Annotated in this window: 27 protein-coding genes; 10 read left to right on the top strand and 17 right to left on the bottom strand. The window is 67.3% G+C overall.

Features of this window, described 5'->3' with window-relative positions; genetic code table 11:
- The first annotated feature begins 87 nt into the window (after window positions 1–87).
- Both VH569_RS33135 and VH569_RS33140 read left to right on the top strand, forming a co-directional pair.
- Complete coding sequence (locus VH569_RS33135; protein WP_423321274.1) at window positions 88–1,371, top strand: ABC transporter substrate-binding protein; 1,284 nt, start codon at window positions 88–90, stop codon at window positions 1,369–1,371.
- A 133-nt stretch (window positions 1,372–1,504) separates the two neighbouring features.
- Complete coding sequence (locus VH569_RS33140) at window positions 1,505–2,221, top strand: GntR family transcriptional regulator (protein ID WP_174475124.1); 717 nt, start codon at window positions 1,505–1,507, stop codon at window positions 2,219–2,221.
- Window positions 2,222–2,266: 45 nt separating this feature from the next.
- Here the strand turns inward: VH569_RS33140 and VH569_RS33145 are convergent, their stop codons facing one another.
- Genes VH569_RS33145 through VH569_RS33165 form a run of 5 tightly spaced genes read right to left on the bottom strand, consistent with a single transcriptional unit; the run spans window position 2,267 to window position 5,688 of the window.
- On the bottom strand, window positions 2,267–3,190 hold the full coding sequence (locus tag VH569_RS33145) for a metal ABC transporter substrate-binding protein (RefSeq protein WP_423321277.1): 924 nt from the start codon (window positions 3,188–3,190) through the stop codon (window positions 2,267–2,269).
- 31 nt (window positions 3,191–3,221) lie between these two features.
- A complete protein-coding gene (locus VH569_RS33150; RefSeq protein WP_423321278.1) occupies window positions 3,222–4,106 on the bottom strand; it encodes a metal ABC transporter permease in 885 nt (294 codons plus the stop codon).
- Complete coding sequence (locus VH569_RS33155; RefSeq protein ID WP_423321280.1) at window positions 4,103–4,873, bottom strand: metal ABC transporter ATP-binding protein; 771 nt, start codon at window positions 4,871–4,873, stop codon at window positions 4,103–4,105. The genes VH569_RS33150 and VH569_RS33155 overlap by 4 nt, the downstream gene beginning before the upstream one ends.
- Before the next feature lies 1 nt (window position 4,874).
- A complete protein-coding gene (locus tag VH569_RS33160; RefSeq protein WP_423321282.1) occupies window positions 4,875–5,024 on the bottom strand; it encodes a hypothetical protein in 150 nt (49 codons plus the stop codon).
- Window positions 5,011–5,688, bottom strand: coding sequence for a DUF1826 domain-containing protein (locus tag VH569_RS33165; RefSeq protein WP_423321284.1), 678 nt, complete (start codon window positions 5,686–5,688; stop codon window positions 5,011–5,013). Before VH569_RS33165 ends, VH569_RS33160 begins: the two co-directional genes overlap by 14 nt.
- A gap of 509 nt (window positions 5,689–6,197) precedes the next feature.
- On the opposite strand from VH569_RS33165, the gene VH569_RS33170 reads away from it, so the two are divergent.
- The 3 genes from VH569_RS33170 (at window position 6,198) to VH569_RS33180 (ending at window position 7,577) form a co-directional block, all read left to right on the top strand.
- Entirely contained in the window at window positions 6,198–6,560 is a 363-nt protein-coding gene (locus VH569_RS33170; protein ID WP_423321286.1) for a response regulator, read from the top strand.
- Between the two features lie 5 nt (window positions 6,561–6,565).
- On the top strand, window positions 6,566–6,943 hold the full coding sequence (locus tag VH569_RS33175) for a response regulator (RefSeq protein WP_423321288.1): 378 nt from the start codon (window positions 6,566–6,568) through the stop codon (window positions 6,941–6,943).
- A 280-nt stretch (window positions 6,944–7,223) separates the two neighbouring features.
- Window positions 7,224–7,577 carry a response regulator gene (locus tag VH569_RS33180; protein ID WP_423321290.1) on the top strand — a complete coding sequence of 118 codons (354 nt, stop codon included), beginning with the start codon at window positions 7,224–7,226 and terminating at the stop codon, window positions 7,575–7,577.
- Window positions 7,578–7,622: 45 nt separating this feature from the next.
- Here the strand turns inward: VH569_RS33180 and VH569_RS33185 are convergent, their stop codons facing one another.
- Entirely contained in the window at window positions 7,623–7,832 is a 210-nt protein-coding gene (locus tag VH569_RS33185; protein ID WP_423321344.1) for a helix-turn-helix domain-containing protein, read from the bottom strand.
- 35 nt (window positions 7,833–7,867) lie between these two features.
- Here VH569_RS33185 and VH569_RS33190 point away from each other — a divergent pair, with 35 nt between their 5' ends.
- From VH569_RS33190 to VH569_RS33205, 4 genes are all read left to right on the top strand, one after another.
- Entirely contained in the window at window positions 7,868–8,158 is a 291-nt protein-coding gene (locus tag VH569_RS33190) for an alpha/beta fold hydrolase (RefSeq protein WP_423321292.1), read from the top strand.
- Between the two features lie 42 nt (window positions 8,159–8,200).
- A complete protein-coding gene (locus tag VH569_RS33195) occupies window positions 8,201–8,833 on the top strand; it encodes an FMN-dependent NADH-azoreductase (protein WP_423321294.1) in 633 nt (210 codons plus the stop codon).
- 26 nt (window positions 8,834–8,859) lie between these two features.
- Window positions 8,860–9,192: a YciI family protein gene (locus tag VH569_RS33200; RefSeq protein WP_423321296.1), complete on the top strand. Its 333-nt coding sequence runs from the start codon at window positions 8,860–8,862 to the stop codon at window positions 9,190–9,192.
- A gap of 180 nt (window positions 9,193–9,372) precedes the next feature.
- Window positions 9,373–10,716 (top strand): ATP-binding cassette domain-containing protein, encoded by a 1,344-nt coding sequence (locus VH569_RS33205; RefSeq protein ID WP_423321298.1) that lies wholly within the window; start codon window positions 9,373–9,375, stop codon window positions 10,714–10,716.
- 278 nt (window positions 10,717–10,994) lie between these two features.
- Here the strand turns inward: VH569_RS33205 and VH569_RS33210 are convergent, their stop codons facing one another.
- The 7 genes from VH569_RS33210 to VH569_RS33240 all read right to left on the bottom strand — a co-directional run bounded on the left by VH569_RS33210 (window position 10,995) and on the right by VH569_RS33240 (window position 16,950).
- Complete coding sequence (locus tag VH569_RS33210; protein WP_423321300.1) at window positions 10,995–12,410, bottom strand: 4Fe-4S binding protein; 1,416 nt, start codon at window positions 12,408–12,410, stop codon at window positions 10,995–10,997.
- Window positions 12,365–13,198, bottom strand: coding sequence for an FTR1 family iron permease (locus tag VH569_RS33215; RefSeq protein WP_423321302.1), 834 nt, complete (start codon window positions 13,196–13,198; stop codon window positions 12,365–12,367). Before VH569_RS33215 ends, VH569_RS33210 begins: the two co-directional genes overlap by 46 nt.
- A 29-nt stretch (window positions 13,199–13,227) precedes the next feature.
- On the bottom strand, window positions 13,228–13,596 hold the full coding sequence (locus tag VH569_RS33220) for a cupredoxin domain-containing protein (RefSeq protein WP_423321304.1): 369 nt from the start codon (window positions 13,594–13,596) through the stop codon (window positions 13,228–13,230).
- A complete protein-coding gene (locus VH569_RS33225) occupies window positions 13,586–14,161 on the bottom strand; it encodes an iron transporter (RefSeq protein ID WP_423321306.1) in 576 nt (191 codons plus the stop codon). The genes VH569_RS33220 and VH569_RS33225 overlap by 11 nt, the downstream gene beginning before the upstream one ends.
- A 217-nt stretch (window positions 14,162–14,378) precedes the next feature.
- Window positions 14,379–15,587, bottom strand: a complete 1,209-nt coding sequence (locus VH569_RS33230) for an MFS transporter (protein WP_423321308.1) — start codon at window positions 15,585–15,587, stop codon at window positions 14,379–14,381.
- The gene (locus VH569_RS33235; RefSeq protein ID WP_423321310.1) at window positions 15,584–15,781 is read right to left on the bottom strand and encodes a hypothetical protein; all 198 of its coding nucleotides are present in this window, start codon (window positions 15,779–15,781) and stop codon (window positions 15,584–15,586) included. The genes VH569_RS33230 and VH569_RS33235 overlap by 4 nt, the downstream gene beginning before the upstream one ends.
- Window positions 15,781–16,950, bottom strand: coding sequence for a serine hydrolase domain-containing protein (locus tag VH569_RS33240; RefSeq protein ID WP_423321312.1), 1,170 nt, complete (start codon window positions 16,948–16,950; stop codon window positions 15,781–15,783). Before VH569_RS33240 ends, VH569_RS33235 begins: the two co-directional genes overlap by 1 nt.
- A 136-nt stretch (window positions 16,951–17,086) precedes the next feature.
- Between VH569_RS33240 and VH569_RS33245 the strand changes: the two genes are divergently transcribed.
- Entirely contained in the window at window positions 17,087–18,019 is a 933-nt protein-coding gene (locus tag VH569_RS33245) for a LysR family transcriptional regulator (protein ID WP_423321314.1), read from the top strand.
- Window positions 18,020–18,160: 141 nt separating this feature from the next.
- Here the strand turns inward: VH569_RS33245 and VH569_RS33250 are convergent, their stop codons facing one another.
- From VH569_RS33250 to VH569_RS33265, 4 genes are all read right to left on the bottom strand, one after another.
- Complete coding sequence (locus tag VH569_RS33250) at window positions 18,161–18,961, bottom strand: crotonase/enoyl-CoA hydratase family protein (protein WP_423321316.1); 801 nt, start codon at window positions 18,959–18,961, stop codon at window positions 18,161–18,163.
- 50 nt (window positions 18,962–19,011) lie between these two features.
- The gene (locus VH569_RS33255; RefSeq protein WP_423321318.1) at window positions 19,012–20,154 is read right to left on the bottom strand and encodes an acyl-CoA dehydrogenase family protein; all 1,143 of its coding nucleotides are present in this window, start codon (window positions 20,152–20,154) and stop codon (window positions 19,012–19,014) included.
- 28 nt (window positions 20,155–20,182) lie between these two features.
- Window positions 20,183–21,268 carry an acyl-CoA dehydrogenase family protein gene (locus tag VH569_RS33260; protein ID WP_423321320.1) on the bottom strand — a complete coding sequence of 362 codons (1,086 nt, stop codon included), beginning with the start codon at window positions 21,266–21,268 and terminating at the stop codon, window positions 20,183–20,185.
- 64 nt (window positions 21,269–21,332) lie between these two features.
- Window positions 21,333–22,433, bottom strand: coding sequence for a mandelate racemase/muconate lactonizing enzyme family protein (locus VH569_RS33265; RefSeq protein WP_423321321.1), 1,101 nt, complete (start codon window positions 22,431–22,433; stop codon window positions 21,333–21,335).
- Window positions 22,434–22,444 lie beyond the last annotated feature (11 nt).

Here is a 22,444-nt window from a genome sequence, read left to right on the forward strand (position 1 = left end):
GCCGCTGCAAGGTCCGGCGCCGAACGACCGGCCCGTCATGACGGCTCCAGCCAACCGGACAATCATCTGAAGAGGGAGGGACGACCCATGATGAAACTCATGTCGCACGGGGTGCTGGCCGCCACGGCCGCAGGCATCGCGCTGACGTTCGGCACGCTGTCCTGGTCGGCCGCGGCCCAGACGACCGCCGCTCAATCCGCGCCCGCCCAGAAGGCGACCGGCCCGATCCGCATCGGCGTGCTGACCGACCTGTCCGGCTCGCTTGCCGACCTCAGCGGCAGCGGCAGTGTCGAGGCGGTGAAAATGGCCGTGGAGGATTTCGGCGCCTCCGTGCTCGGCCGTCCGGTGGAGGTGCTGTCCGCCGACCACCAGAACAAGGCCGACATCGGCGTGCAGATCGCCGCCGACTGGTATGACAACAAGAATGTCGAGGTGGTGATCGACCTGCCCAACTCGGCGGTGATGCTGGCGATCCAGGAGCTGACCCGGCGCAAGAACAAAATCGTCTTCGGCACCGCCGGCGGCTCGTCGGACTTCACCGGCAAGAGCTGCTCGCCCAACGGCATCCACTGGGTCTACGACACCTATGCGCTGGCCGCCGGTACCGGGCGGACCATGGTGAAGCAGGGCGGCGACAGCTGGTACTTCATCACGCTCGATTATTCCTTCGGCCTGTCGCTGGAGCGCGACACCGCCGCCTTCGTCACCGGTGCCGGCGGCAAGGTGCTGGGTTCGGCCCGCCATCCGCTGAACAGCGCCGACTTCTCCTCCTACCTTCTGCAGGCGCAGGCGAGCGGGGCCAAGGTCATCGGGCTTGCCAACGCGGGCGGCGACCTGATCAACACCGTCAAGCAGGCGGCGGAGTTCGGCATAACGAAGCAGGGCCAGAAGCTGGCCGGGCTTCTGATGTTCCTGTCGGACATCCATGCGCTCGGTCTGGAGACGGCGCAGGGACTGGTGTTGACCGAGTCCTTCTACTGGGATCAGAACGAGGAGACTCGGGCCTTTTCCAAGCGGTTCTTCGAGCGGACCGGCCGCATGCCGACCATGGTGCAGGCCGGCGATTACGGCGCGATCACGCATTACCTGAAGGCGGTGAAGGCGGCCGGCACCATCGATGCGCCGGCCGTCATGAAGACGATGCGCGACACGCCGATCGACGACTTCATGACCAGGAACGGCCGCATCCGCGAGGATGGCCGGGTGTTGCGCGACATGTACCTGTTCGAGGTGAAGACCCCGGCGGACTCCAAGGGCAAATGGGACTATTACAAGCAGCTCGGCGTCATCGCCGCCGCCGATGCCGCCCGCCCGCTGGCCGAGAGTGAGTGCCCGCTGGTCCGCAAATCCGCCGATGCCGGCAAGCCGTAACCGGCGGATCGGTTTCGGGCGCCTCCGCCCGCTTGCGTCTCTGGTCCCGGCGCGCTAAAGCCAGGATAGGAAACGCGGGCGGGCGTTGGATCGGGCCGGGCTCGAACCGGTGCCAGGAGACGGGGGCGACAGGGTGACAGAGCCGGCCAGTCAGCAGATGGGACAGCAGGCGGGAGCCCAGATCGAAGCCGGATCGATGGCCGATCAGGCCTATGCCGCCATCGAGGAACTGATCGTGTCGGGCACGCTGCCGCCGCGCAGCTTCGTGTCGGAGAAGCAGATCAGCGCGCAGCTCGGCATCGGCCGCACCCCGGTGCGCGAGGCGCTGAAGCGGCTGGAGATGGACGGCCTGGTGACCATCGTCCCGTCACGCGGGATCATGGTCACCGAAGTGGACGTGAAGCTTCAGCTCTACGTGCTGGACGTGAGGCGCGAGCTGGAACGCCTGATCGCCCGGCGCGCCGCCCGTTACGCGCTTGCCCCCGAACGGGAGCGGTGCCGTGCCATCGCCGGCGAGATGCTGGAGGCGGCCCGCAACGGCGACGGCATGCGCTTCATGCATCTCGACCAGGAGGTGAACCAGCTGCTGGACCAGAGCGCCCGCAACCCGGTGGCGACCCAGACCATCCGGCCGCTGCGGTCGCTGTCCCGCCGATTCTGGTTCCAGAATTACCATGCCCATATCGGCAGCCTGGAGGATGGGGCCAAGACCCATGCCGACCTGATGCTGGCGATCCACCGCGGCGACGCGGAGGAAGCGGCCGCCGCCTCGGACCGGCTGATGGCGTATGTCGAAGCCTACGCGCGCGAAACCCTGCGTTACCCGTTCGACGGTCCCGCGCCTCAATAAGGCGGGCCGGGACGGGGGCAATGCCCGCCCCGTCCCGCCATGCCGTCACGAGGCAGGCGCCAGCGCCCTGGTGAACTGGGCCAGATTGTGGCGCATCATGTCGACGTAGGTCGCCGCCGGGCCGTCCGCCGCCGACAGCGCATCGGAATAGACCCGCCCGCCGATGCGCGCACCGGTCTCCCGCGTGATCTGCTCCAGCAGGCGCGGATCGGCGATGTTCTCGACGAAGACCGCCTTGATCTTCTCCGTCTTGATCTGGCGGATCAGCTTGGCGATGTCGCCGGCCGCCGCCTCGGATTCGGTGGACATGCCGACGGGGGCGAGGAAGGTGACGCCGTAAGCCTTGCCGTAATAGCCGAAGGCATCGTGCGAGGTGACGATCTTGCGGTCCTTGCGCGGGATCGGCTTCAGCGCGGCCTTGATCTCCGCCTCCACCGCGTCGAGCTTCGCTTTGAACGCGGCGTGGTTGGCGCGCAGGGTCGCGGCCTTGTCGGGAGCGGCGGCGACAAGACCCTTGAGGATGTTGTCGGCATAGATCCTGGCGTTGGCGACCGACTGCCAGGCGTGCGGGTCGTGGGCGCCGTGATCGTGGCCGTGATCCTCATGGCCGGCCTCGTCATGCTCCTCCTCGCCGGCGATGGGCTTGACGCCGGTGCTGGTGACGGTGACCGGACCCTTGTAGCCGGACGCCTTGACCAGCCTGTCGATCCAGCCCTCCATGCCCAGGCCGTTGACGACGACAAGCTTGGCGGCGCCGAGTGCACGCGCATCGGCGGGGGTCGGTTCATAGACATGGGCGTCGCCGTCGGGGCCGACCAGCGTCGTCACCGCGACCTCGTCGCCGCCGATCTGGCGGACCATGTCGCCGAGAATGGTGAAGGTGGCGACCACCTTCACCGGTTCGGCGATGGCGGGAAGCGCGAAAAGCGCCATCGCCATCGCCAGGGAGGCGGCGAATGAACGTTTCATCGGGAAGTCTCCTTGGAAGGAAGCACGGACATCAGGCATCCAGATGCCGGCCGGGAAACCAGCGCGTCCGCAGGCTGCCGACCGGCCCCAGCGCCAGCGACAGCAGGTAACCGGCCCCGGCGACCAGGACGATGGACGGCCCGGACGGCAGATTGAGGTGGAAGGACAGCAGCAGCCCGCCGATGCCGGACGCGAAGGCGAGCGCCATGGCGGTCAGCGCCAGCGTGGCGATGCCCTCGGCCCAGAAGCGTGCCGAGGCGGCCGGCAGCATCATCAGACCCACCGCCATCAGCGTGCCCAGCGCCTGGAAGCCGCCGACGAGGTTGAGGACCACCAGCACCAGGAAGACGAGGTGGCACAGCGCGCCCAGCCGCCCTCCCGTGCCGCCGACCGCGCGCAGAAAGCCGGGATCGAAGCATTCCACGACGAGCGGGCGGTAGAGCAGGGCCAGCGTCAGCAGCGTGACGGTGGCGATGCCGGCGACCAGCAGGAGGCCGGCATCGTCCACCGCCAGGATGGTGCCGAACAGCACATGCATCAGGTCGATGTTGCTGCCGCGCAGCGAGACGATCAGCACCCCGCCGGCCAGCGAGATCAGGTAGAAGGCGGCGAAGCTGGCATCCTCGCGCAAGGCGGTCACCCGCGACACCAGCCCGGCGAGCAGCGCCACCGCCAGCCCGGCGAGAAAGCCGCCGATGCTCATCGCCCACAAGGACAGGCCGGCGGTGAGAAAGCCGATGGCGGCGCCGGGCAGAACGGCATGGGACATGGCGTCGCCCATCAGGCTCATCCGCCGCAGCACCAGCAGAACACCCACCGGCCCGCACCCGAGCGACAGCGCCAGACAGGCGGCGAGCGCCCGCCGCATGAAGCCGAACTCCAGGAAGGGGGCGGCGGCGAAGTCGTAGAGCGTCATGACGCTGACCTCCGGCAAAGCGCGGCCTTGTCGTCCCAGGATTCCGCCATCGCACGGGCGCGGACGAGGTTGGCGGGAGCCAGCGCGTCGGTGGTTCGGCCCCAGGCGATCGGCTCGCGCGCCAGCAGAAGCGTGTCGGGGAAATGGCCGCGGACCTGCTCCAGATCGTGCAGCACGGCGACCACGGTGCGCCGTTCGCCATGCCAGCGCCGCACGACCTCGAGCAGATCGGCGGTCGTCCTGGCGTCGATGGCGGTGAAGGGCTCGTCGAGCAGGATCAGGCGGGCGTCCTGCAGCAGCAGGCGGGCGAACAGCACGCGCTGGAACTGGCCGGCCGACAGGGCGGCGATGGGGCGCCGCTCGAAGCCGGACAGGCCGACAGCGGCCAGCGCCTCCCCGGCCTGCCGCGTCAGGGCAGGCCCGATGGAGCGGAACAGACCGACCCGCCGCCAATGTCCGAGCAGGACGGTGTCGAGCACACCGATGGGAAAATCGCGTTCGATCTCGGCCTGCTGCGGCAGATAGGCAATGTCGGCGGCGGTCAGTCCGTGCAGCGTCACCCGGCCGCCGAGGGGGCGAAGCGCGCCGACGATTGCCTTGAGCAGGGTGCTCTTGCCGGCACCGTTCGGGCCGACCACGGCGGTGAGCGACCCCTCGCGGAAGCCACCGGACAGATGGTGGACCGCCGGATGCCGCCGGTATCCCAGAGTGAGGTCGGTCAGGCGGATCAGCGGATTCGCAATTGCGTCAGCGGTGGTGGATGCCATGTCAGATCGTCCAGTCCAATGGCCAGTCCAGCGCCCAATCCAGTGCCCAGGCGACCGTCAGCCACAGAAGGGCGCACAGAAGAGCGGCCGCGGCGATCCGGCTCAGCGCGGAAGCGGCCAACGGCGAGCGGGAGCGGTCAGTAATCGTCATGGTCCAGGCAGAGCAGCAGGCGGCGCGCACCGGACGGGTCGGCCGGCGGCGAGCGATGGACGAGACCGCGCCCGCGGTTGCCGGGCCATGCCTCTCCCTTCAGCAGGGCGACATGGCCGGCACGGAGCATCCGGATGCGGCGCGGATCGGACAGCACGGCATCGTTGTCGCCACGGCCCAGTGCCGGGCGGGTGACCGCCCCATCGGGCAGCCACTGCGTGCCGGCACCCCGGTAGGTGCAGAGCAGTCGGAGGCCGACATGATCGACATGGAAAAACCGGCAGCCGTCACCGGACATGCTGTCCAGGCGAAGCCGGATCGCAGTGCATCCGACGATGCCCGCATACACCGTCGCCAGATGGACGATGTCGTCGAACAGCGGCCCCGCGTTCCAGCGCGACGGCAGGGCGGCGGCCAGATCGGCGGTCACCTCATCCGGTGTCGTCGCGAGTTGGAAGGACGGCCAGTCCTGTTCCGCGAGCTGGGCGCACTGTCCGGAGATCCCGGCCGGCAACCGGCGGCGCCAGACAGCCAAGTTAACGTCGGAGCGCCGGATGACCGATAAGGCGTTGGCAGTCCGGCACCGGGCTGGCTGGCCATGTCCCGTCGGACCGGCGGACGGCCGCATGGTGACGGGGGCCAGGGAATTGGGCAGGCTTTGCATGCGGCCTCAGCGGAAAACGACGATGGTGCAGTAATGTTATATCATTACATATATTGCAAGCGCGCTCTTGCTCCGCCCGGCCCTGAAAGCCTGACCGTGCGGAATGCCGGAGGTCGGAAGGTCATGGAGAAGACAGGTTCGGCCGGACGTGCGGCCGGCCGGGCAGTCCTGCCGCTTCCAGCAGCAGCGGGATATCGGCGCGGAACAGCGGCCGGGTCCGGAAATCATGATTTTTCATAAAATATGTATTCACTCCCCATAATTGCCGACTTTTGCTTTGCAAAGGGGTGGTTGTGGTGGCGGGTATCCAAATACCCAGCCCGCTATGCGCAAGGCATCAATTGACAGTGATGTATTTTTTACCCGCTATATGAAGAATGTTAGCGCTGAGTAAAAAGCAAGCAGCGCTAATAAGAATTGTTCTCAAAAAAGCAACTCCACGATCTTTGAAAGCGTCGAAAAGTGCCCACAATTTTTATAAGCGAACCCGCGTTTTGAACGTCTCGCCCTTGTCCGGCCTCACCGTCCTCATCATTGAGGATGAGCCTTTGATTGCGTTGAGTCTGGAAGATGTCCTGACCGACAACGGTGCAGTCTGCGTTGGCCCGATCGGATCGATCGGCAGTGCGTTGGAAACGATTGCAACGCACCGCGCCGACATTGCGCTGGTCGACATCAACCTGCGTGGCGAGCGGATCGATCCGGTGGCCGACCGCTTGTCCGCCATGGGGATCCCATTCCTCTTCACCACCGGCTATGGCGAAGACGCCCGTCCCAAGGCGCATCGTCATCGTCCGGTGATCGCCAAGCCCTACAGCGATGCCGAGGTCATCGACGCTCTGCTGCGACATCGTCCGCAGATGGGTGGGTGATCCGGATGAGCGCCATGCCCCATGTCCTGATCGCCGAGGACGAGACTCTGGTTGCCTTGGCCATGGCCTTCGTCCTGGAGTCCGAAGGATACCGGGTCACGGTCGCCTGCAACGGTGTGGAAGCGGTCGAGGCCGACGGCGACGATTCGGCCGACATCCTGATCACCGACATGCGCATGCCGGTGATGGATGGCGCGGCTCTGATCCGGGCCATCCGGGAGCGGCGTCCGGAACTGCCGATCATCGTGGTGAGCGGGTTCAGCGAGCATCTTCCACGGCCGGAACCGGGGCGGCTGGTGGTCATGCGCAAACCCTACGACGTGACCGCGATGGCGCCGACCATTACCGCGCTGCTGTCCGGTGAAGCCGGCTCCGCTTCCTGAAGCCGGATCCGTGGCTGCACGCAGCGGGCCGTCTGCCGCCGGGAGTCTGCCCTTTCGGCGTAGGCATCGCATCCATCCGGCCTGTTTGCGGATATTCTGTATGCGTGAATTGACCGGTATAGCCGCCGGGTCTGTTATGGGGGACCGGCGTTAAGCTGGGCAACCGGGCACAGAGCGGGCGATCCGTACCATGATTCACACTTCATCTCGCTCGGCTCGCGGGAACATGGCCGTTCCAGCCGAAATGGCAGGACGGGAAGCGGCTCGGGCCGAACGGTCCTTGGCCGGCCTCACGGTCCTGATCGTCGAGGATGAGATGCTGATCGCGATGGACCTGGAGGATCTGCTCACCGACCGCGGTGCGACCTGCCTCGATCCGGTCGGCTCGATCGGAAAGGCGTTGACGGCGATTGCGGGACACCATGTCGACATTGCGTTTCTGGACGTCAACCTGCGTGGCGAGTCGATCGATCCGGTGGCGGACCGTCTGGCGGCGGCTGGCACGCCCTTCCTCTTCACCACCAGTTACGGTGTGGACGCGATTCCCCCGGCACACCGCCACCGTCCGATGATCGCTAAGCCCTATGGCGAGGCAGCGATCATCCGGGCTTTCACTGAGCATTGCCCGAACTGACACGCCGCTTCGGCGGTCATCGCCGGCCGGACAGGTCTTCGTGCTTCAGATGGAAGCCTTGCGGAAAGCCGCATTGTCCGCCGTCCTGCCGGCCGACCAGCGCCGGTAATCGGCCGGCGTCATCCCGGTGAACTGGACGAACGCCCGCCGGAAGACGCTCTCCTCGCCATAACCGCAGGCAAGGGCGACCTGCTTGACGCTGGCCCCCGGCGTTTCGAGCAGGACGCAGGCCGTTTCGATCCTCACCCGGGTGATGAATTCCTTACGATCCCGGGCGCTTCCATCAGGTCATGGCGGCGGACCTGCCGATGCAAAAAGCGCGCGCGCTGGCGTCGATCCAGCAGCCCATCGCGGCGGCCGGCTTCGCGGACAGGGTCCAGAACGCGGCCTGGCGCGGGAAACCGAGCTGGTATCTGCGGACGACCCGGGATCGGGCGCTGCCCCCCGCCGTGCAGCAGGCCATCGCACAGCGTATCGGTGCGAAGACCGTGTCCATCGCCTCCAGCCACATGTCCCTGCTGTCCCACCCGGATCGGGTGGCGCAGCCGATCGATCAGGCCGCCCGGGAAGCGGGGCGATAGCCCCCGCAGGCCGGACGGAGTTCCATCAAAGACGAGGTTCACATGAAGATCCTGCACATCGATTCCAGCATTCTGGGCGGCGCGTCCCTGACCAGGGACGTGTCGACCGCGGTGATCGACGAAATCCGCACCCGCCACCCGTTGGCCGAGGTGACACGCCGCGACGTGATGGCGGACGAAATCCGCCATCTGGACGGTGCAATCGCCGCCGGCTTCCGACCGACCGGCGTCGGCGATTTCGATGACGCCACCCTGGCGGAGCACCGTGTGTCCGAAACGCTGGTGGCGGAGTTCCTGGCCAGCGACCTGCTGGTGATCGGCGCTCCGATGTACAACTTCTCCGTACCCAGCCAGTTGAAGGCCTGGATGGACCGGATCGCCCAGGCGGGACGGACCTTCAAATACACGGAGAAGGGTCCGGTCGGTCTGGCCGGCGGCAAGCAGGTCATCGTCGTTTCGGCCCGCGGCGGCTTCTACGCCGACGGACCGCTGGCCCGCATGGATTTCCAGGAAAGCTATCTGCGCGCCTATTTCGGGTTCCTCGGCATCACCGACGTCCATGTCGTCAGGGCCGAGGGCGCCTCGAAGGGCGAAACGGTGCGTGCCGAAGGGCTCCAACGTGCCAAGGCGGCGATTGCCGGCGTCATCGCCGGCCTGTACCCGGCCACCGCATAGCCAAACACGGGAACAGAGTTCGGATCATGTTGTTTTCAATCACGGTTTCCTACATCCGCCCGCTTGAGGTCGTCAAAGAGCATCTCGACGCCCACAAGGAGTGGCTGGTCCGTTACATCATGGCGGGGACGATCATCGTCGCCGGCCCGGTCCCGCAGGGAGACGGCGGCTTTATTCTCGCCCATGCCCAGGATGCGTCGGAGATCACGGGCATGATCGCGGACGATCCCTTCGATCGCCACAAGGTCGCGCGTTTCGACATTCGGGCCTGCGATCCGGCGCTGCGCGCCGCGGACTTTCCGGAGCGATGGGCATCCGCCGCCAAGGCCTTCGCCGTCGCACCCCAGGGACTGTCGTGACGTGACGTCCTGCCGTCCGACGGCGAAGGGTGACAGCATGTCGGCGGTCGGATCGATGCCGAAGCCCGGACCGTCCTGTCGTTGTTGACGGCAGGACGTCTTGTGCAGCGCACACGCTCAATATATTCTATTGAATATAGCGTATCCCTCATCCGGGAACCGGGGCGTGGAGAGCGAGCGATGAAGCCACCCATCGTCATAGTGGGCAACGGAACGCCATGGCTGCGGCTGGGCCGCGTCCAGCTGACCGCCGGGCAATGCGGCCTGATCACCGGCCCCACCGGCACCGGCAAGACCAGCGTGCTGCGGGCGCTTGCCGGGTTGCCGGGGCATGACGGACGGGTGATGGCGGTGGAGGGCGGCATCGCCGTGCCGAGGGGGATCGCCTGTCCGGTCGCCTTCGTGCCGCAGATTCCCGACGTTCCCCTGCGCTCCGGCCCGGTGGAGGCCGCACTGACGGCCGGGCTCCGCACTCACCTCCCGCCGAGCGGGGAAGATGGGGCATGGATCGCCGATGCCCTGCGCGAGGTCGGGTTGGAGGGTGCCGCCGGCCGCCGGATCGAGACGCTGTCGATGGGAGAACGCCACCGCCTCGCCATTGCCGCCGCCCTGGCAGCCGTTCCGGCGGTGCTGCTGCTCGACGAGCCCTTCGCCCTGCTGGACGATGCCGGGGTGCAGATGCTGCGTTCCATCATCCGCCGGCGGCTCGCCATGGGGCGCATCCTGCTGGTCAGCGAACACCGGCCGGACCGGCTGACCGGCCTGCCCGCCGTCCATCTGCACATGCCGGCCCCGGCCGGACGCGCCGTGGCACCGCCCGTTCCCGGCGAGACTGTTCCAGGCGGGGAGGGCAGGAGCGCGGCGGAGGCGCCGGTCCTGCATGCCGAAGGGCTGCGGGTTCCACGTGGCGACGGCACGCCCTTGTTTGACCGGCTTGCGATGATGGTGCCGGCGGGGCGGCGTTTCCATCTCAGCGGCGTCAACGGGGCAGGGAAGAGCAGGCTGCTGCGCTGCCTGATCGGTGCGGAACCGCTGGAGGACGGCACCGTCACCGTCACCGACCTGCGCAACCCCAGCCCGCGCGACCTGCCGGGCCGCGTCGGTTTCCTGCCGCAGGACCCGCCGCGTCATTTCTTCGCCGAGACGGTGCGGACGGAGATCGGCTTCGCCCTGACCCGCGCCGGCCTGCGCCCACCCGACCGGGCCGAACGGGTGGACCGGGCGATTGCGCAGTTCGGTCTCGCTCCGCTGGCGGACCGCGCGCCGCAGAGCCTCAGCGTCGGAGAGCGCCAGCTCGTGGCCCTGGCCGGTCTGGTGGCGGGGCGGCCCCGCCTGTTTCTGCTCGACGAGCCGCTGAGCGGGCTGGACCCGGGGCGTGCCGCCCATGCCCTGGGCGTGCTGGCGGCTGCCGCCCGAAACGATGGCTCCGCCGTTCTTCTGGCGAGCCACGGGGCGCTGCCGCTCTCCGGCTGGGCCGACCGCAGCCTGCGCCTGGAAAACGGCCGCCTGCACGCACTGGCCTGAGGCCGCCGAGCTTCTTATGCGACGCCGCATAAAGGCCGATACGTGTCGGCTGCTGGCCGCGGACTTGGATGGCGGGGACGTTGCATTTCAGAATAGAACATGCCCACTCACAAATAAAAAAACACATAACTTGTATTATGGAAACTTAACGCATTCACGGCGATTCCAGTTTCGAATCGCCGATGATGTGGATGAAGGCCCCTTCGCCGGTTCCTGAATTTTTTATCGTGAAGCGCTGTTCATGAAGCGCAAAAACGCCATTCTGGCTTGCCGCCCGTTCATAGGGACCAGAAGAGCGTTCCCCAATTCACGGCGGCGAGACCGCACAGGATCGCCATCGTGCCCGTAGCAAGCAGCCGGCGGGATGGGGACGCCGTATAATGCGCGACGATCCTGGCAGACAGCCAGGCGGACCACAAGGTGGCGCCGGCCAGGAGGACGGCCCGCAGCGGATCGACGAAACCGGGATGGAACCCGTTGGTCCGCAGCAGCGTCACCGTCGTCATCGAAAGCCCGAGAATGACGCCGACGGCCGAAATCGGGATCAGGGCCTGGGCGAGATGGTGGAAGCGAACGGACGACCATCCACCGGCGATCCGGGTTGCGAGCGCAAGGCCGCCAGCGAAGACGAGGCCGGCGAGAAGCGCCTCCGCGCCGATGAAGGTCAGCAGCGCGACGCCGTCGAGCACGCTCATGACGTCGTTGTTTTCAGGGTAGTTGGTCAGAATCCACCAGGGCATCACCATGTCGAGCAGGCGATCGGCCCCGAACGACAGCAGCATTTCGGCGAACCACATCTTCAGGTCGATGAACAGGCTGCTTCCCGTCCAGCGGAAAGCGCCTCCGGCGACCCCCAGAAGGCCGATCAGGATCAGCGCCGTCTCCCAGGGTTTGGCCTCGCGGCCGGCGACATTGACGATCTCGTCACTGAAGGGGCGGTGTTCGAGCGCGATGGCGTCGCGGAAGCCGCTGCATCGTCCGCACATGTGGCATTGCGCATTGCCTTCCAGTGTCCGCAACGGCACCAGCGGTGCGCAGTTGACGACCGTACGATGGGTGCCGGCCGGCTTCTGCCAGCGGTCCCAGGCATCGCGGTCGACCCGGTAATGAACCGGCGCCAGCTTCGAGACCAGCGCGAACACGCCGTTGACCGGACAGAGATGACGACACCAGACGCGCTTGTTCCGTCCCCAGGTCAGGCCTGTGGCGATGGCGGCGACGGTCGAACCGCCGAGGATCACCAGGACGGCGGCCGGATACTGGTAGACGGAGATCATCTGGCCGTAGACGGTCGTGCCGAGGAAGCCGACGAAGGGCCACCCCTTCCAGGTGACCCAGCGCGGTACGGCGCGGCCCAGCGACCAGCCGGAGGCCCGTTCGGACAGCGCCCCCTCCGGGCAGAGGACGCCGCACCACAGCCGGCCGAACAGGATCATCGACAGCAGCACGCCCGGCCACCAGATCCCCCAGAACACGAATTGGGCGAAGATGGTGACGTGGGTCCAGATGCGGTCGACGTTGGTCGGCAGCGGCATCAGCGTGGGAACGACGATCAGGACGGCATAGATGACGATGACCGCCCACTGCACTCCCATGATCAGCCGCCGCGAACGGCCCATCCAATCGCCCAGCTCGGCCAGCGTCCGTTTCAGGCCGCCACGATGCGTTGCTGACGGGGTCGTGCAATCAGCCATAGCACAAAGCTCCAGTAAGCGATGAAGGCGAGAAGCTCCGTCAGGACCGGACGGGCGCGATATCCGGTGAGACCGGCGACCAGACCGCCGAAGGCTCCGCCGTCGGACAGAAGCCACGAACTGTCCCAGAGCCGGCGCGAAAGCACGGGCAGGACGTCGAGATCGATCAGGCCGTCGACGCCGGAGACGACCAGCGCACAGGCCAGAAGCAGGAGCATCGTCTCGGTGACGCGGAAGAAGACCTTCCAGGACAGGCGATGACTGCCGAGTTGAAGCAGGGCGTAGGTGGCGAAGGCGGCGAGAAGACCGAGAACTCCCGCACCGATGGCAGGCAAACGCCCGTCCCCGAGATCGACGGAAAGGATGCCGTAAAGGAAGACCACCGCCTCCGAGCCCTCGCGGGTCAATGCGATGAGCGCCAGGGTGAAGACGCCCCACCAGTTTTCGGTGGTCACCGCCTCTCCCAGCGCGCCTTCGAGATCGCGCTTCATGGTGCGGCCGTGGCGTCGCATCCACACCACCATCTGCAGGATCAGGCCGGCGGCGACCAGGACCATGGCCGTGCGGAAAATTCCGAGGGCGGTGTCGGAAAGGGCATCCGCCAGGGCGACGAAGGCCCCGCCGAGCGCTCCGGCGACGACGAGGCCGGCCAGGGCACCCGACCACAGAAAGACGCGGGCACGGCGAGCCCCCGGCGCATTGACCGCAAGCCAGGCGTTGAGGATGCCGACGACGAGAAGCGCCTCGACGCTTTCCCGCCACACCACGAAGATCACGTTTGCGTACATGCGCCGTCCGCCTTTCGTTGCGTGGCCCGTTACCTGGCGATCAGCACCGCAGGCGGCGCGTCGGGATGGAAATCGTCGAAGAACGGGTATTCGCCGGGATCGAGCCCCTTGATCACCATGTCCGTGGTCACCCCCGGAGCGATGACCTTCTCCTTGCGCAGAGGCAGGCTCTCGAACTCGGCCGGCGTCTTGCCGGCGTTGACGAGTTGCAGTTCGATCCGCGTGTCGGCCGGGACTTCGATGCGCAGGGGCGTCACCTTGCCGTCCTCGAAGACGATCCTGAAGACGGGATCGCCCGCATGCGCCTGGCCGGGAAGCCCGGAAACGGCCCCGGCCAGGGTCAGGACCGCACCGGACAGACGCCAGGACCAGCGCAAGGCGGCGGTTTTAATAACCACCTTTTTTACCCGTGCCGGCATAGACGAAGTCGTATTTTGCTTCGAAGGATTTGAACCAGGGCGCGACACCGGTCTCCTTGTCCACATGGCGGCCGAAGTGGACGTGCTGGTTCGCCGACGGCGGAGAAATCTTGAGGATCAGCTGATACTTGCCATTCCCGGCCATCTTGACGTTGTCGCCGTAGTGCGGGCCGTCGTTGGCGACCATCGGCATGAAGGGACCCTTGGCGACCTCCGCACCGTCCTTCGTCAGCGTGTATTCGACGACCAGATCGGGAACCCAGTCGCCTTTGGCAAAGCCGTTCCTGTTGTCCTTGGTGGCCTTGATGTCGGCTTCCAGATGGACGTCGCTGTCTGCCGCCGGCCGCATCATGCCGGCTGGCTCCATCTCGATGGGTTGCAGATAGACGGCTGCGACGTCGAGGCCCTCCTGGGTCTGCGGCTTGCCGACGGGGTATTCCTTCGCCGAGGCGGACAATGCCGTCCCCATGAGGAGGATCGAAGCAAACACTGCGGTTCTAAGCATGATCTGGAGGCACCCGTTGAATATGTGAATGCAACTCATCCGCATTCTCGGCGTTGCGTCGACGGGCGTATAACGACATTGGGAAATTGCATAGTCGGCACAATGTCGCAGTGGGAAGCCGCCGTGACTTTCCCCGGCGGGTTCTCGCGCACTTCGCGCGGATCACGCGGCTAGGAGGGGTCGTCTGCGGAGCAGATCCTGGCTGGCTCTGCCGTGCATCCGACGCTTGAGCAGTTTAGGCGAATTTGATCGTCGCTTATGGTGCCGCCGTCGTCGGCCTCGAGCGCAAGACGGTATCCACCGGGGCGGGAAAGCCATGTTGCCTGGCGGCCCACACGACGATCAGCGCCGCCGCCAGCAGCACCAGCAAGGCTGGCGTGAATGCACCGACACCCAGCCGTTCGAGCAGCACGCCGCCGATAATGCCACCCCCGGCAATGGCCGTGTTCCAGGTGGTGACCAGCATGGACTGCGCGATATCCGCAGCCTCCCCTGACGTCTTGGCCAGTGCTGTCTGAAACAACGTCGCTGCACCGCCGAATGACAATCCCCAGATACTCACCGCCAGATAGGCGATGACCGGGATCTCCCCCGCCATGCCCAGCGCCAGCGCGGCGACACCGAACAGCACAATGCTGATCAGGGTCAGCGCCCGTAGACAGCGGTCGATCAACACCCCGACGATCCAGATGCCGAGCAAAGAGGTCAGGCCGAACATCAGCAACATCAGATCCGTACGCTCGGCCATCCCGGCCGACGCCAGGAAAGGCGCGATGTAGGTATAGAGGATGTTGTGCGCCAGCACGAAGGCCAGTACCGCGAACAGCACCGAACGCACGCCCGGCATCGTGACCACGCGCCCCAGCGGCAGCCGCTCGTTCGCCGCCTGCCCGGCAAAGTCCGGCACCATGACCCGCACCCACACCATGAGCACCAGCGCCAGCCCGCTCATGATGCCGAAGCCGATACGCCAGCCCACCAGCGTACCAAGGAAGGTTCCGGCCGGCACACCCAGCGACAGCGCCAGCGGCGTACCCATCATCGCCACCGCGATTGCCCGGCCTTGCTGATGTTCGGGCACCATGCGTGCGGCATAGCCGGCCAGCAGCGCCCACAGCAGACCCGCCGACACGCCGGCCAGAAAGCGTGCCACCATGGTAAGGGCAAAACCGGTGGACAGCGTGGTCACGGTGTTGGCGACCACGAAGCCGGCGATCGCCGCCAGCAGCAGCGGCCGCCGCCGGATGCCCTGGGTGGCAGCGGTCAGTGGAATCGCCGCCACCAGCGAACCGATCGCATAGATCGTGACCGTCTGGCCGACCCAGGACTCGGACACGGCCAGGCCTTGCGCCATCTGCGGCAGCAACCCGGCCGGCAGCGCCTCGGTCAGGATGGTGAGGAAGGCCGCCATGGCCAGCGCCAGCAGCGCCGCCAACGGCAGACGATCATCGGCAGCGGCACTCATCGTCCAGTCTCCCGTGCTTGCTGTGCCGTATCATCCACGGAGCGCGCCACGATCAGTCGGCCCTGCGGCGCGATTGGTTCCGCCACGTCGCGCAGATGATCGGCGGTGTGCGGCAGCGCCGCCACGCGCAAATCGTGTGGTCCCGGCTTCGGGCGCCCGGCTTCGATGGCGGTCATGCGCGGAGGCGTTGTCATCACCGCACCTCCGGGACGCCATAGACCGCATCGCGCAGATCGGTGACGAAGCGGCCGGACATGCCTTCGTACAGCGTGTTGGTGAAGGCGACCACGCTCAGGCCCTGCACCCGATCCACAAACCAGGCATGGCCGTAGGCGCCGCCCCAACGCCAGGTGCCTTCCGATTCCGGCGACATGGCGAGCCGTGGATCGCGCAGCACCGAGAAGCCCAGACCGAAACCGAAACCCGGCGCATCGGGCAAGTCCAGCCCGCCGGTCTGATCCCGTTCCATTTCCGCGACCAGCTCACCAGGCAGCAGCGTGCCGCCCCCCTGGCGCAGAGCCTCCAACAAGCGAAGGAAATCCCCGGCCGTACCCGCCATGCCGGCCCCACCCGAGGGAAAAGCCTGTGCGTCGAAGATGCGGGCCGGGCTGTAGGCAATGCCGACCGTCCCCTCGAAAGCCGAGACCGTTTCGCCTTCCGCCAGCCGGTGCGGCTGCGGCGCGTCGTTCACATAGGCGGTGGCCACGCGCTGAGGACCGCGGGCGACAAAGCCGGTATCGGCCATGGCCAAGGGGCCGGTCACCAATTGGTGCACCGCCTCGTTCAGGGGCATGTGCTGGACATGCTCGATCAGCGCGCCCAGCACGTCCGTCGCCAGCGAATACCCCCAGGCCGTGCCCGGCTCGTACAACAGCGGCACGCCGGCGAGGCGGCGCAGATTCTCCTCCAGGCTGATACCTGAGGCGTCCATGCCGTCCGAGACACCGGCCTGCGCGTAGGGACCGTCCGCATCGGCCTCGAAGAAGCGGTAGCCGAGACCTGCCGTGTGGCTGAGCAACTGCCGCGCCGTGATGCGGGCCGGTCGGCCGTCGGGCAGCCGGGGCCGGAACTCGGGCAGCCAGCGCTCGATGCCGGTGTCCAGGTCGAGCCGGCCTTGCGCCACCAGGGCCAGCGCCGCGGTGGAGACGATGGGCTTGCTCACCGAGGCCAGCCGAAAGACCGTCTCCACATCCATCGGCCGGGCGCTTTCGCGGTCGGCGAAACCGGCGGCCTGCCGGTGCACCAGTTCACCGTCGCGCGCAACCAGGACGACGGCGCCGACCAGTCGCCGCTCATCCAGCGCCTGCTGAACAACGTCACGGAGACGGATTGAGAGAGGCGTGGACGGAACGTCCTGGCGCAAGGGAAATAAGGGATTCTTCATGGCACATGCCCTGATCCAATCGGCGATGCCCTGACGATAGAAACCCTGCGATTAAAGAAAAAGTAGGATAGAGTTCCATTCTATGCGGAACTGAATGTCCGCAATCGAGGGGCGAATGGACAGCCTGAACGGCTTCGTGGTGTTCGTGCAGGTCGCAGAGACGCGCAGCTTCGTCGCGGCCGGGCGGCTGCTGGGCGTATCGGCCTCCGCCATCGGCAAGAGCGTGGCGCGGCTGGAGGAAAAGCTCGGCGTCCGTCTGTTTCACCGCAGCACGCGCAGCGTCACGCTGACGGCCGAGGGCACACTGTTCCTGGAGCGCAGCCGACGCATCCTGGCCGAAATCGAGGCGGCGGAACTGGAGCTGTCACAAGCCACCGCGGCACCCCGTGGACGCCTGCGCGTGAGCCTGCCCCTGGTCAGTTCGCTGGTGCTGCCGGTGCTTGGCGAATTCATGCGCGAATACCCCGAGATCGAGCTGGACCTGGACTTCACCGACCGGCTGGTCGATGTCATCGAAGACGGCTTCGACGCCGTGGTGCGCACAGGCGAGCCGGCTGATTCCCGGCTGTCGGCGCGTCGGCTGGGCCGCTTTCACATGCGGCTGGTCGCCTCGCCCGATTACCTGGCGCGCCGGGGCATCCCGCGGACCCCAACCGATCTTTTGCAGCACAGTTGTCTCCACTATCGCTTCCCCAACAGCGGCAAGCTGGAGACGTGGGCGCTGCGGCAAACCCCGGGCGAGCCGGAACTGCGGCTTCCCACCTCGATGATCTGCAACAACATCGAGACGCGCGTGTGTTTTGCCCTGCAAGGCCTGGGGATCGCCTACCTGCCGGATTTCTCCATCCGCGAGCCATTGGCGGATGGACGGCTGCAGCCGATTCTGGCCGACCATGTGGAACGCACCGGCGTCTTCCATGTGCTGTGGCCGGCGAGCAAGCACCCGTCACCGAAGGTCCGGGCACTGGTGGATTTCCTCCATGCCAGGGTGTTCCCTGCCCCGCAAAGCAGGGCGTCCAAGCCCGGAACCCAATTCACCAGAAGTTGAACCTTTGAATCGCTCGCGCGGGACTGGCCGGCACGGATGACGGGACACAGTCAGAAAATCGAAAAGCCCTGGAGTGCGTCCGGCGCTTGGGCAAAGCATCGGACGGACTCCAGGGCCGGCCACGCTTGCCGGCCGCCCGCCTTAAGCGCCGGTGAAGTTCGGCGGACGCCTGCCCAGCAGCGCGGCGATGGCTTCCTTGTGGTCGGCGGTCGCATGCGCGAGCGCCTGCATGGCGGCGGACATCTCCAGCAGCGTGTCGAGCTTGACCGTCCAGCCTTCGCGCAGCAGGCGCCTCGTCATGCGCACCACATGCGGCGGATTGACGGCGATCCGCGCGGCCATCGCACGCGCCTGGGGCAGCAGCTCGGCATCGGGAACGACGCGTGACACCAGACCGCAGGCGAGCGCCTCCGCCGCGTCGATGACGTCGCCGGTCAGCGCCATCTCGCAGGCCTTGGAAAAGCCGACGACCCGCGGCAACAGCCACGCGCCGCCATCGCCGGGGACGATCCCGACCTTGACGAAACTCTCGGCGAACCGTGCGCTCTCGCCGGCGATGCGGATGTCGCACATGCAGGCGAGGTCGCAACCGGCACCGATGGCGGGACCGTTCACCGCCGCGATCACCGGAACCTCCATCGCCTCCAGCAGCAGCGGGATGCGCTGGATGCCCAGCTTGTAGTTCCGGCGCGTCTGGGCGGCGACCTTGTCGTTGAGGCCGCCGCTTTCCCCCATCTTCTTCACGTTCCCGCCGGACGAAAAGGCGCCGCCGGCCCCGGTTACGATGATCACCCGGGTCGCCATGTCGGCGTCGAGACCGCTCAGCGTCTCCACCAGCGCCTCGATCATCTCCGGATCGGAGATCGGGTTGCGCTGCTCCGGCAGGTTCAGGGTGAGCGTGACGATTCCGTCGTCGTTGTCCACCAGCACGAGATTCGTCATCGCGCCTTCCTTTCGTTTTTCGATGTCGGTGAGCGGGTTCCGGCCGCCGGTTAGCGGAGGCCGAGGCCGCGGGCGATGATGCCCCGCAGAATCTCGCGGGTTCCCCCGCGCAGGGAGAAGGACGGCACGTTGAGGATCGTGTGGGCCAGCACCGCGGAGAAATCCCGCGTGGATTGCTGCGACGGCTCCGCATCGACCAGCTGGCGGGCGATGTCCGGGATCTCCTGTTCGAAGATCGCGCCCAGATCCTTGACCAGGGACGCCTGCAATGCCGGATTCTCCCCCATCTGCAACATGCCGGCGACCGAGCGCGACAGGCGCCGCAACACCAGGAGATGGGCGGTCAGGCGGCCGACCGCCGCCGCCGCATGGTCCGACGGGCTAGGACCGAGGGCGCGCACCAGTTCGACCAGCAGCGTGAAGGAGGACAGGAAGCGCTCCGGCCCGCTGCGCTCGAACGCCAGCTCGCCGACCACCTGGTTCCAGCCGTCTCCGAGCTGGCCGAGAAGGGCTGTGGCGGGCAGGAGGACGTCCTCGAACACCACCTCGTTGAAATGATGCTCGCCGGCCAGATCGGCGATGGGGCGGATGGTGATGCCCGGCGTCTTCAGATCGACCAGGAACTGGCTGGTGCCGCCATGCCGGTCTTCGGCACTGCCGGTCCGGCAGAACAGGATCATGTAGTCGGCGTGGTGGGCGTAGGTCGTCCACAGCTTGGTGCCGTTGACGACGAAGCCGCCGTCGACCGGCACCGCGCGCGTCCGCACCGCGGCGAGGTCGGAACCGGAATCCGGCTCGCTCATGCCGATGCAGAAGAAGCACTCGCCGGCGGTGATGCGCGGCAGGATCGACCGGCGCTGCTCCTCGGTGCCGACCTTCAGCAGCAAAGGCCCGCTCTGGCGGTCGGCGAACCAGTGGGCCGCCACCGGCGCCCCGGCGGCCAGCATCTCCTCCAGCACGACATAGCGTTCCAGCGCGCTGCGCTCATGCCCGCCATAGCGCTTCGGCCATGTCATGCCGATCCAGCCGCGCTGCCCGACCTTGCGGCTGAATTCGGCGTCGAAGCCGCTCCAGGAGCGCGAGCGGTCCTGCGGGCGGCGGGTGGCCAGCTCCTCCGCCAGAAAGGCGCGGACCTCGACGCGCAGACCCTCGACATCCGTGTCGGGAGGGGGCGGAAAGGCGATCAGATCCATGGTCAATTCCTCGATGGCACCGGTGGGATCAGGCGGCGGTGACGAGCGGCCAGAGCCCGTCCGCCCCGGCGCGCGCCACCTCCCGCCCGATCAGGCGGCCCCACTCCCCTTCCCCGCCGAATTCGTCGCGCCAGGACCACAGGCGCTTGGTGAAGAAATGCAGGCTGTGCTCATGGGTGAAGCCCATGGCGCCATGCACCTGATGCGCGATGGCCGCCGCAATGCCGGCCGCCTCGCCACAGCGGAGCTTGGCCGCCGCAATCGGCAGCAGGGCCCCGCCCTGCGCCACGGCCTCGGCAGCGATGTCGCCGGCCGCGCGGGCGGCGGCGGCCTGTCCGGCCAGCACGGCGAGGTGCTGCTGGATGGCCTGGAACTTGCCGATGGGCCGGCCGAACTGGCTGCGCTCGTTGGCATAGGCGGTGGTCATCGCCAGGACGCGGCCCAGCGCCCCGGCCATCGCGATGCTGCGGACCGCGGCGCCCAGCGCGTGCAGCTCCGCCAGCGCGATGCCCGGCGCGGGGGCGACGCTCTCCGTCGGCAGCAGCGTCTCGAAGCGCAGGCTGTCGCGCGGCTCGTTCGCCAGATTGACGTCCGGCGCGGTGTCGGCCTGCCCGGCGGGCACCAGCGCCACGAAGCTCTGCCCGTCCTGGCCGGCATCGCCGCAGGCATCGTCGCAGCGGGCCAGCACGACGGTGGCGGCGACGCGGCCCCAGGGCACCCGGTGTGCCGTTCCCGACAAAAGCCAGCCGCCGTCCCGCCGCGCCAGGGTCAGCCGGTCGTCCGGACGCACCGGCGCCAGGGTCAGCGGTCCGCCGGGAAGCTCCAGCCCGGCATTCGCCAGGATGCGGTTCGCCAGCATGGTTTCGGCCAGCGGCAGCGGCACCGCGAAGGCGCCGGCAAGGCGGATCAGGTCCAGCGCCTCCACCACCGGCAGGCCGAAGCCGCCGGCCTCCTCCGGCACCAGGGCGAGCGGAAGCCCCATATCCTCGACCGCCTGCCACTGCGCGTCGAGCCACTGGCCGGATTCGGCCAGCACACGCTGTTTGGCCGTGAACTGTTCCTCGAAAAGCCTAGTCGCCGTATCGACCAGGATCTGGCTGGTGTCGCTCACCATATGTCTCCCTGTTGCCGGCCCCGAGTGCCCGGCCCCCGATGTCCGGTTGCGGGCCTTGCGGAGGTCAGAGGTCGAGCCGGTAGCGGCGGAGGATGTCCGGGTCCGGATCGGCACCCAGGCCGGGGCCGTCGGGAATGGCGATGGTGCCGTCGGGGCGCGGAAGGCCGACCTCGCCGAACACCGGGGCGTCCAGATCGATGTAGAGCCGCTCGATGGCCCCGATCCCGCCGAAGACCGCGGTCATGTGCAGGGTCGCCAGGAAGCCGGGACCGGAATAGGGCGAGTGCGGGGCGAGCGTCCGGCCGTTCAGTTCGGCAAGCATGCCGACGCGCAGGAACTCGGTGATGCCGCCGACCTTGGTGACGCTGGGCTGGAGATAGTCGATCCCCTCGCAGGCGGCGAGCGGCTTGAACGCCCAGGCGTTCGGCGTGTTCTCGCCGGTGGCGATAGGAACCGGCGCGGCACGGCGCGTCCTGACCAGCCCGTCCAGATCCTCGGGCGGCCAGACCGGCTCCTCCAGCCATTTCAAACGGTGGGGGGCCAGCCCCTGCGCCATCTCGACCGCCGTCCCGACATCCCAGGCGCAGTTGACGTCCAGCATCAGCTCGATGCCGTCGCCGACGGTGCGGCGGGCGGCGGCGACCGCCTCGACCGTCTTCTCGTGCAGCTTGATCTCGCGATAGCCGCGCTCCAGCGCCTGGGTGCAGGAGGCGGCGACGATGTCCGGCTCGGTCAGCCGCATCAGGCTGGCATAGACCGGCACCTGCCCCCGCGCATGGCCGCCGGCCAGTTTCCACACCGGCTGCCCGGCCCGCTTGCCGGCGAGATCCCACAGCGCGATGTCGAGGCCGCTCAGCGCATATTGGGTGACGCCACCGCGTCCGAAGATGTGGAGCGTCTTCTTCAGATCCTCCATCAGCCCGGCGATGTCCGTCGCGTCGCGGCCGACGGCGAGCGGCGCCAGGGTCCGTTCGATGAAGGTCTTGGTCACCGGGATGACGTTGTAGCCGAAGGCCTCGCCATAGCCGGTCAGCCCCTCGTCGGTCTCGACGCGGAGGATCAGGTAGTTGGCGGTGGTCCACAGCGCGCCGCCGAAGCCGGTGACCGGGCCGTTGTGCCGGTAGGGGATGGCGATCGGAATCGCCTCGATGGCGGTGATCTTCATGATGGTCTCTC

Origin of the sequence: Azospirillum sp. 11R-A, from assembly GCF_049472615.1 — a bacterium.
GTDB lineage: Bacteria > Pseudomonadota > Alphaproteobacteria > Azospirillales > Azospirillaceae > Azospirillum > Azospirillum palustre.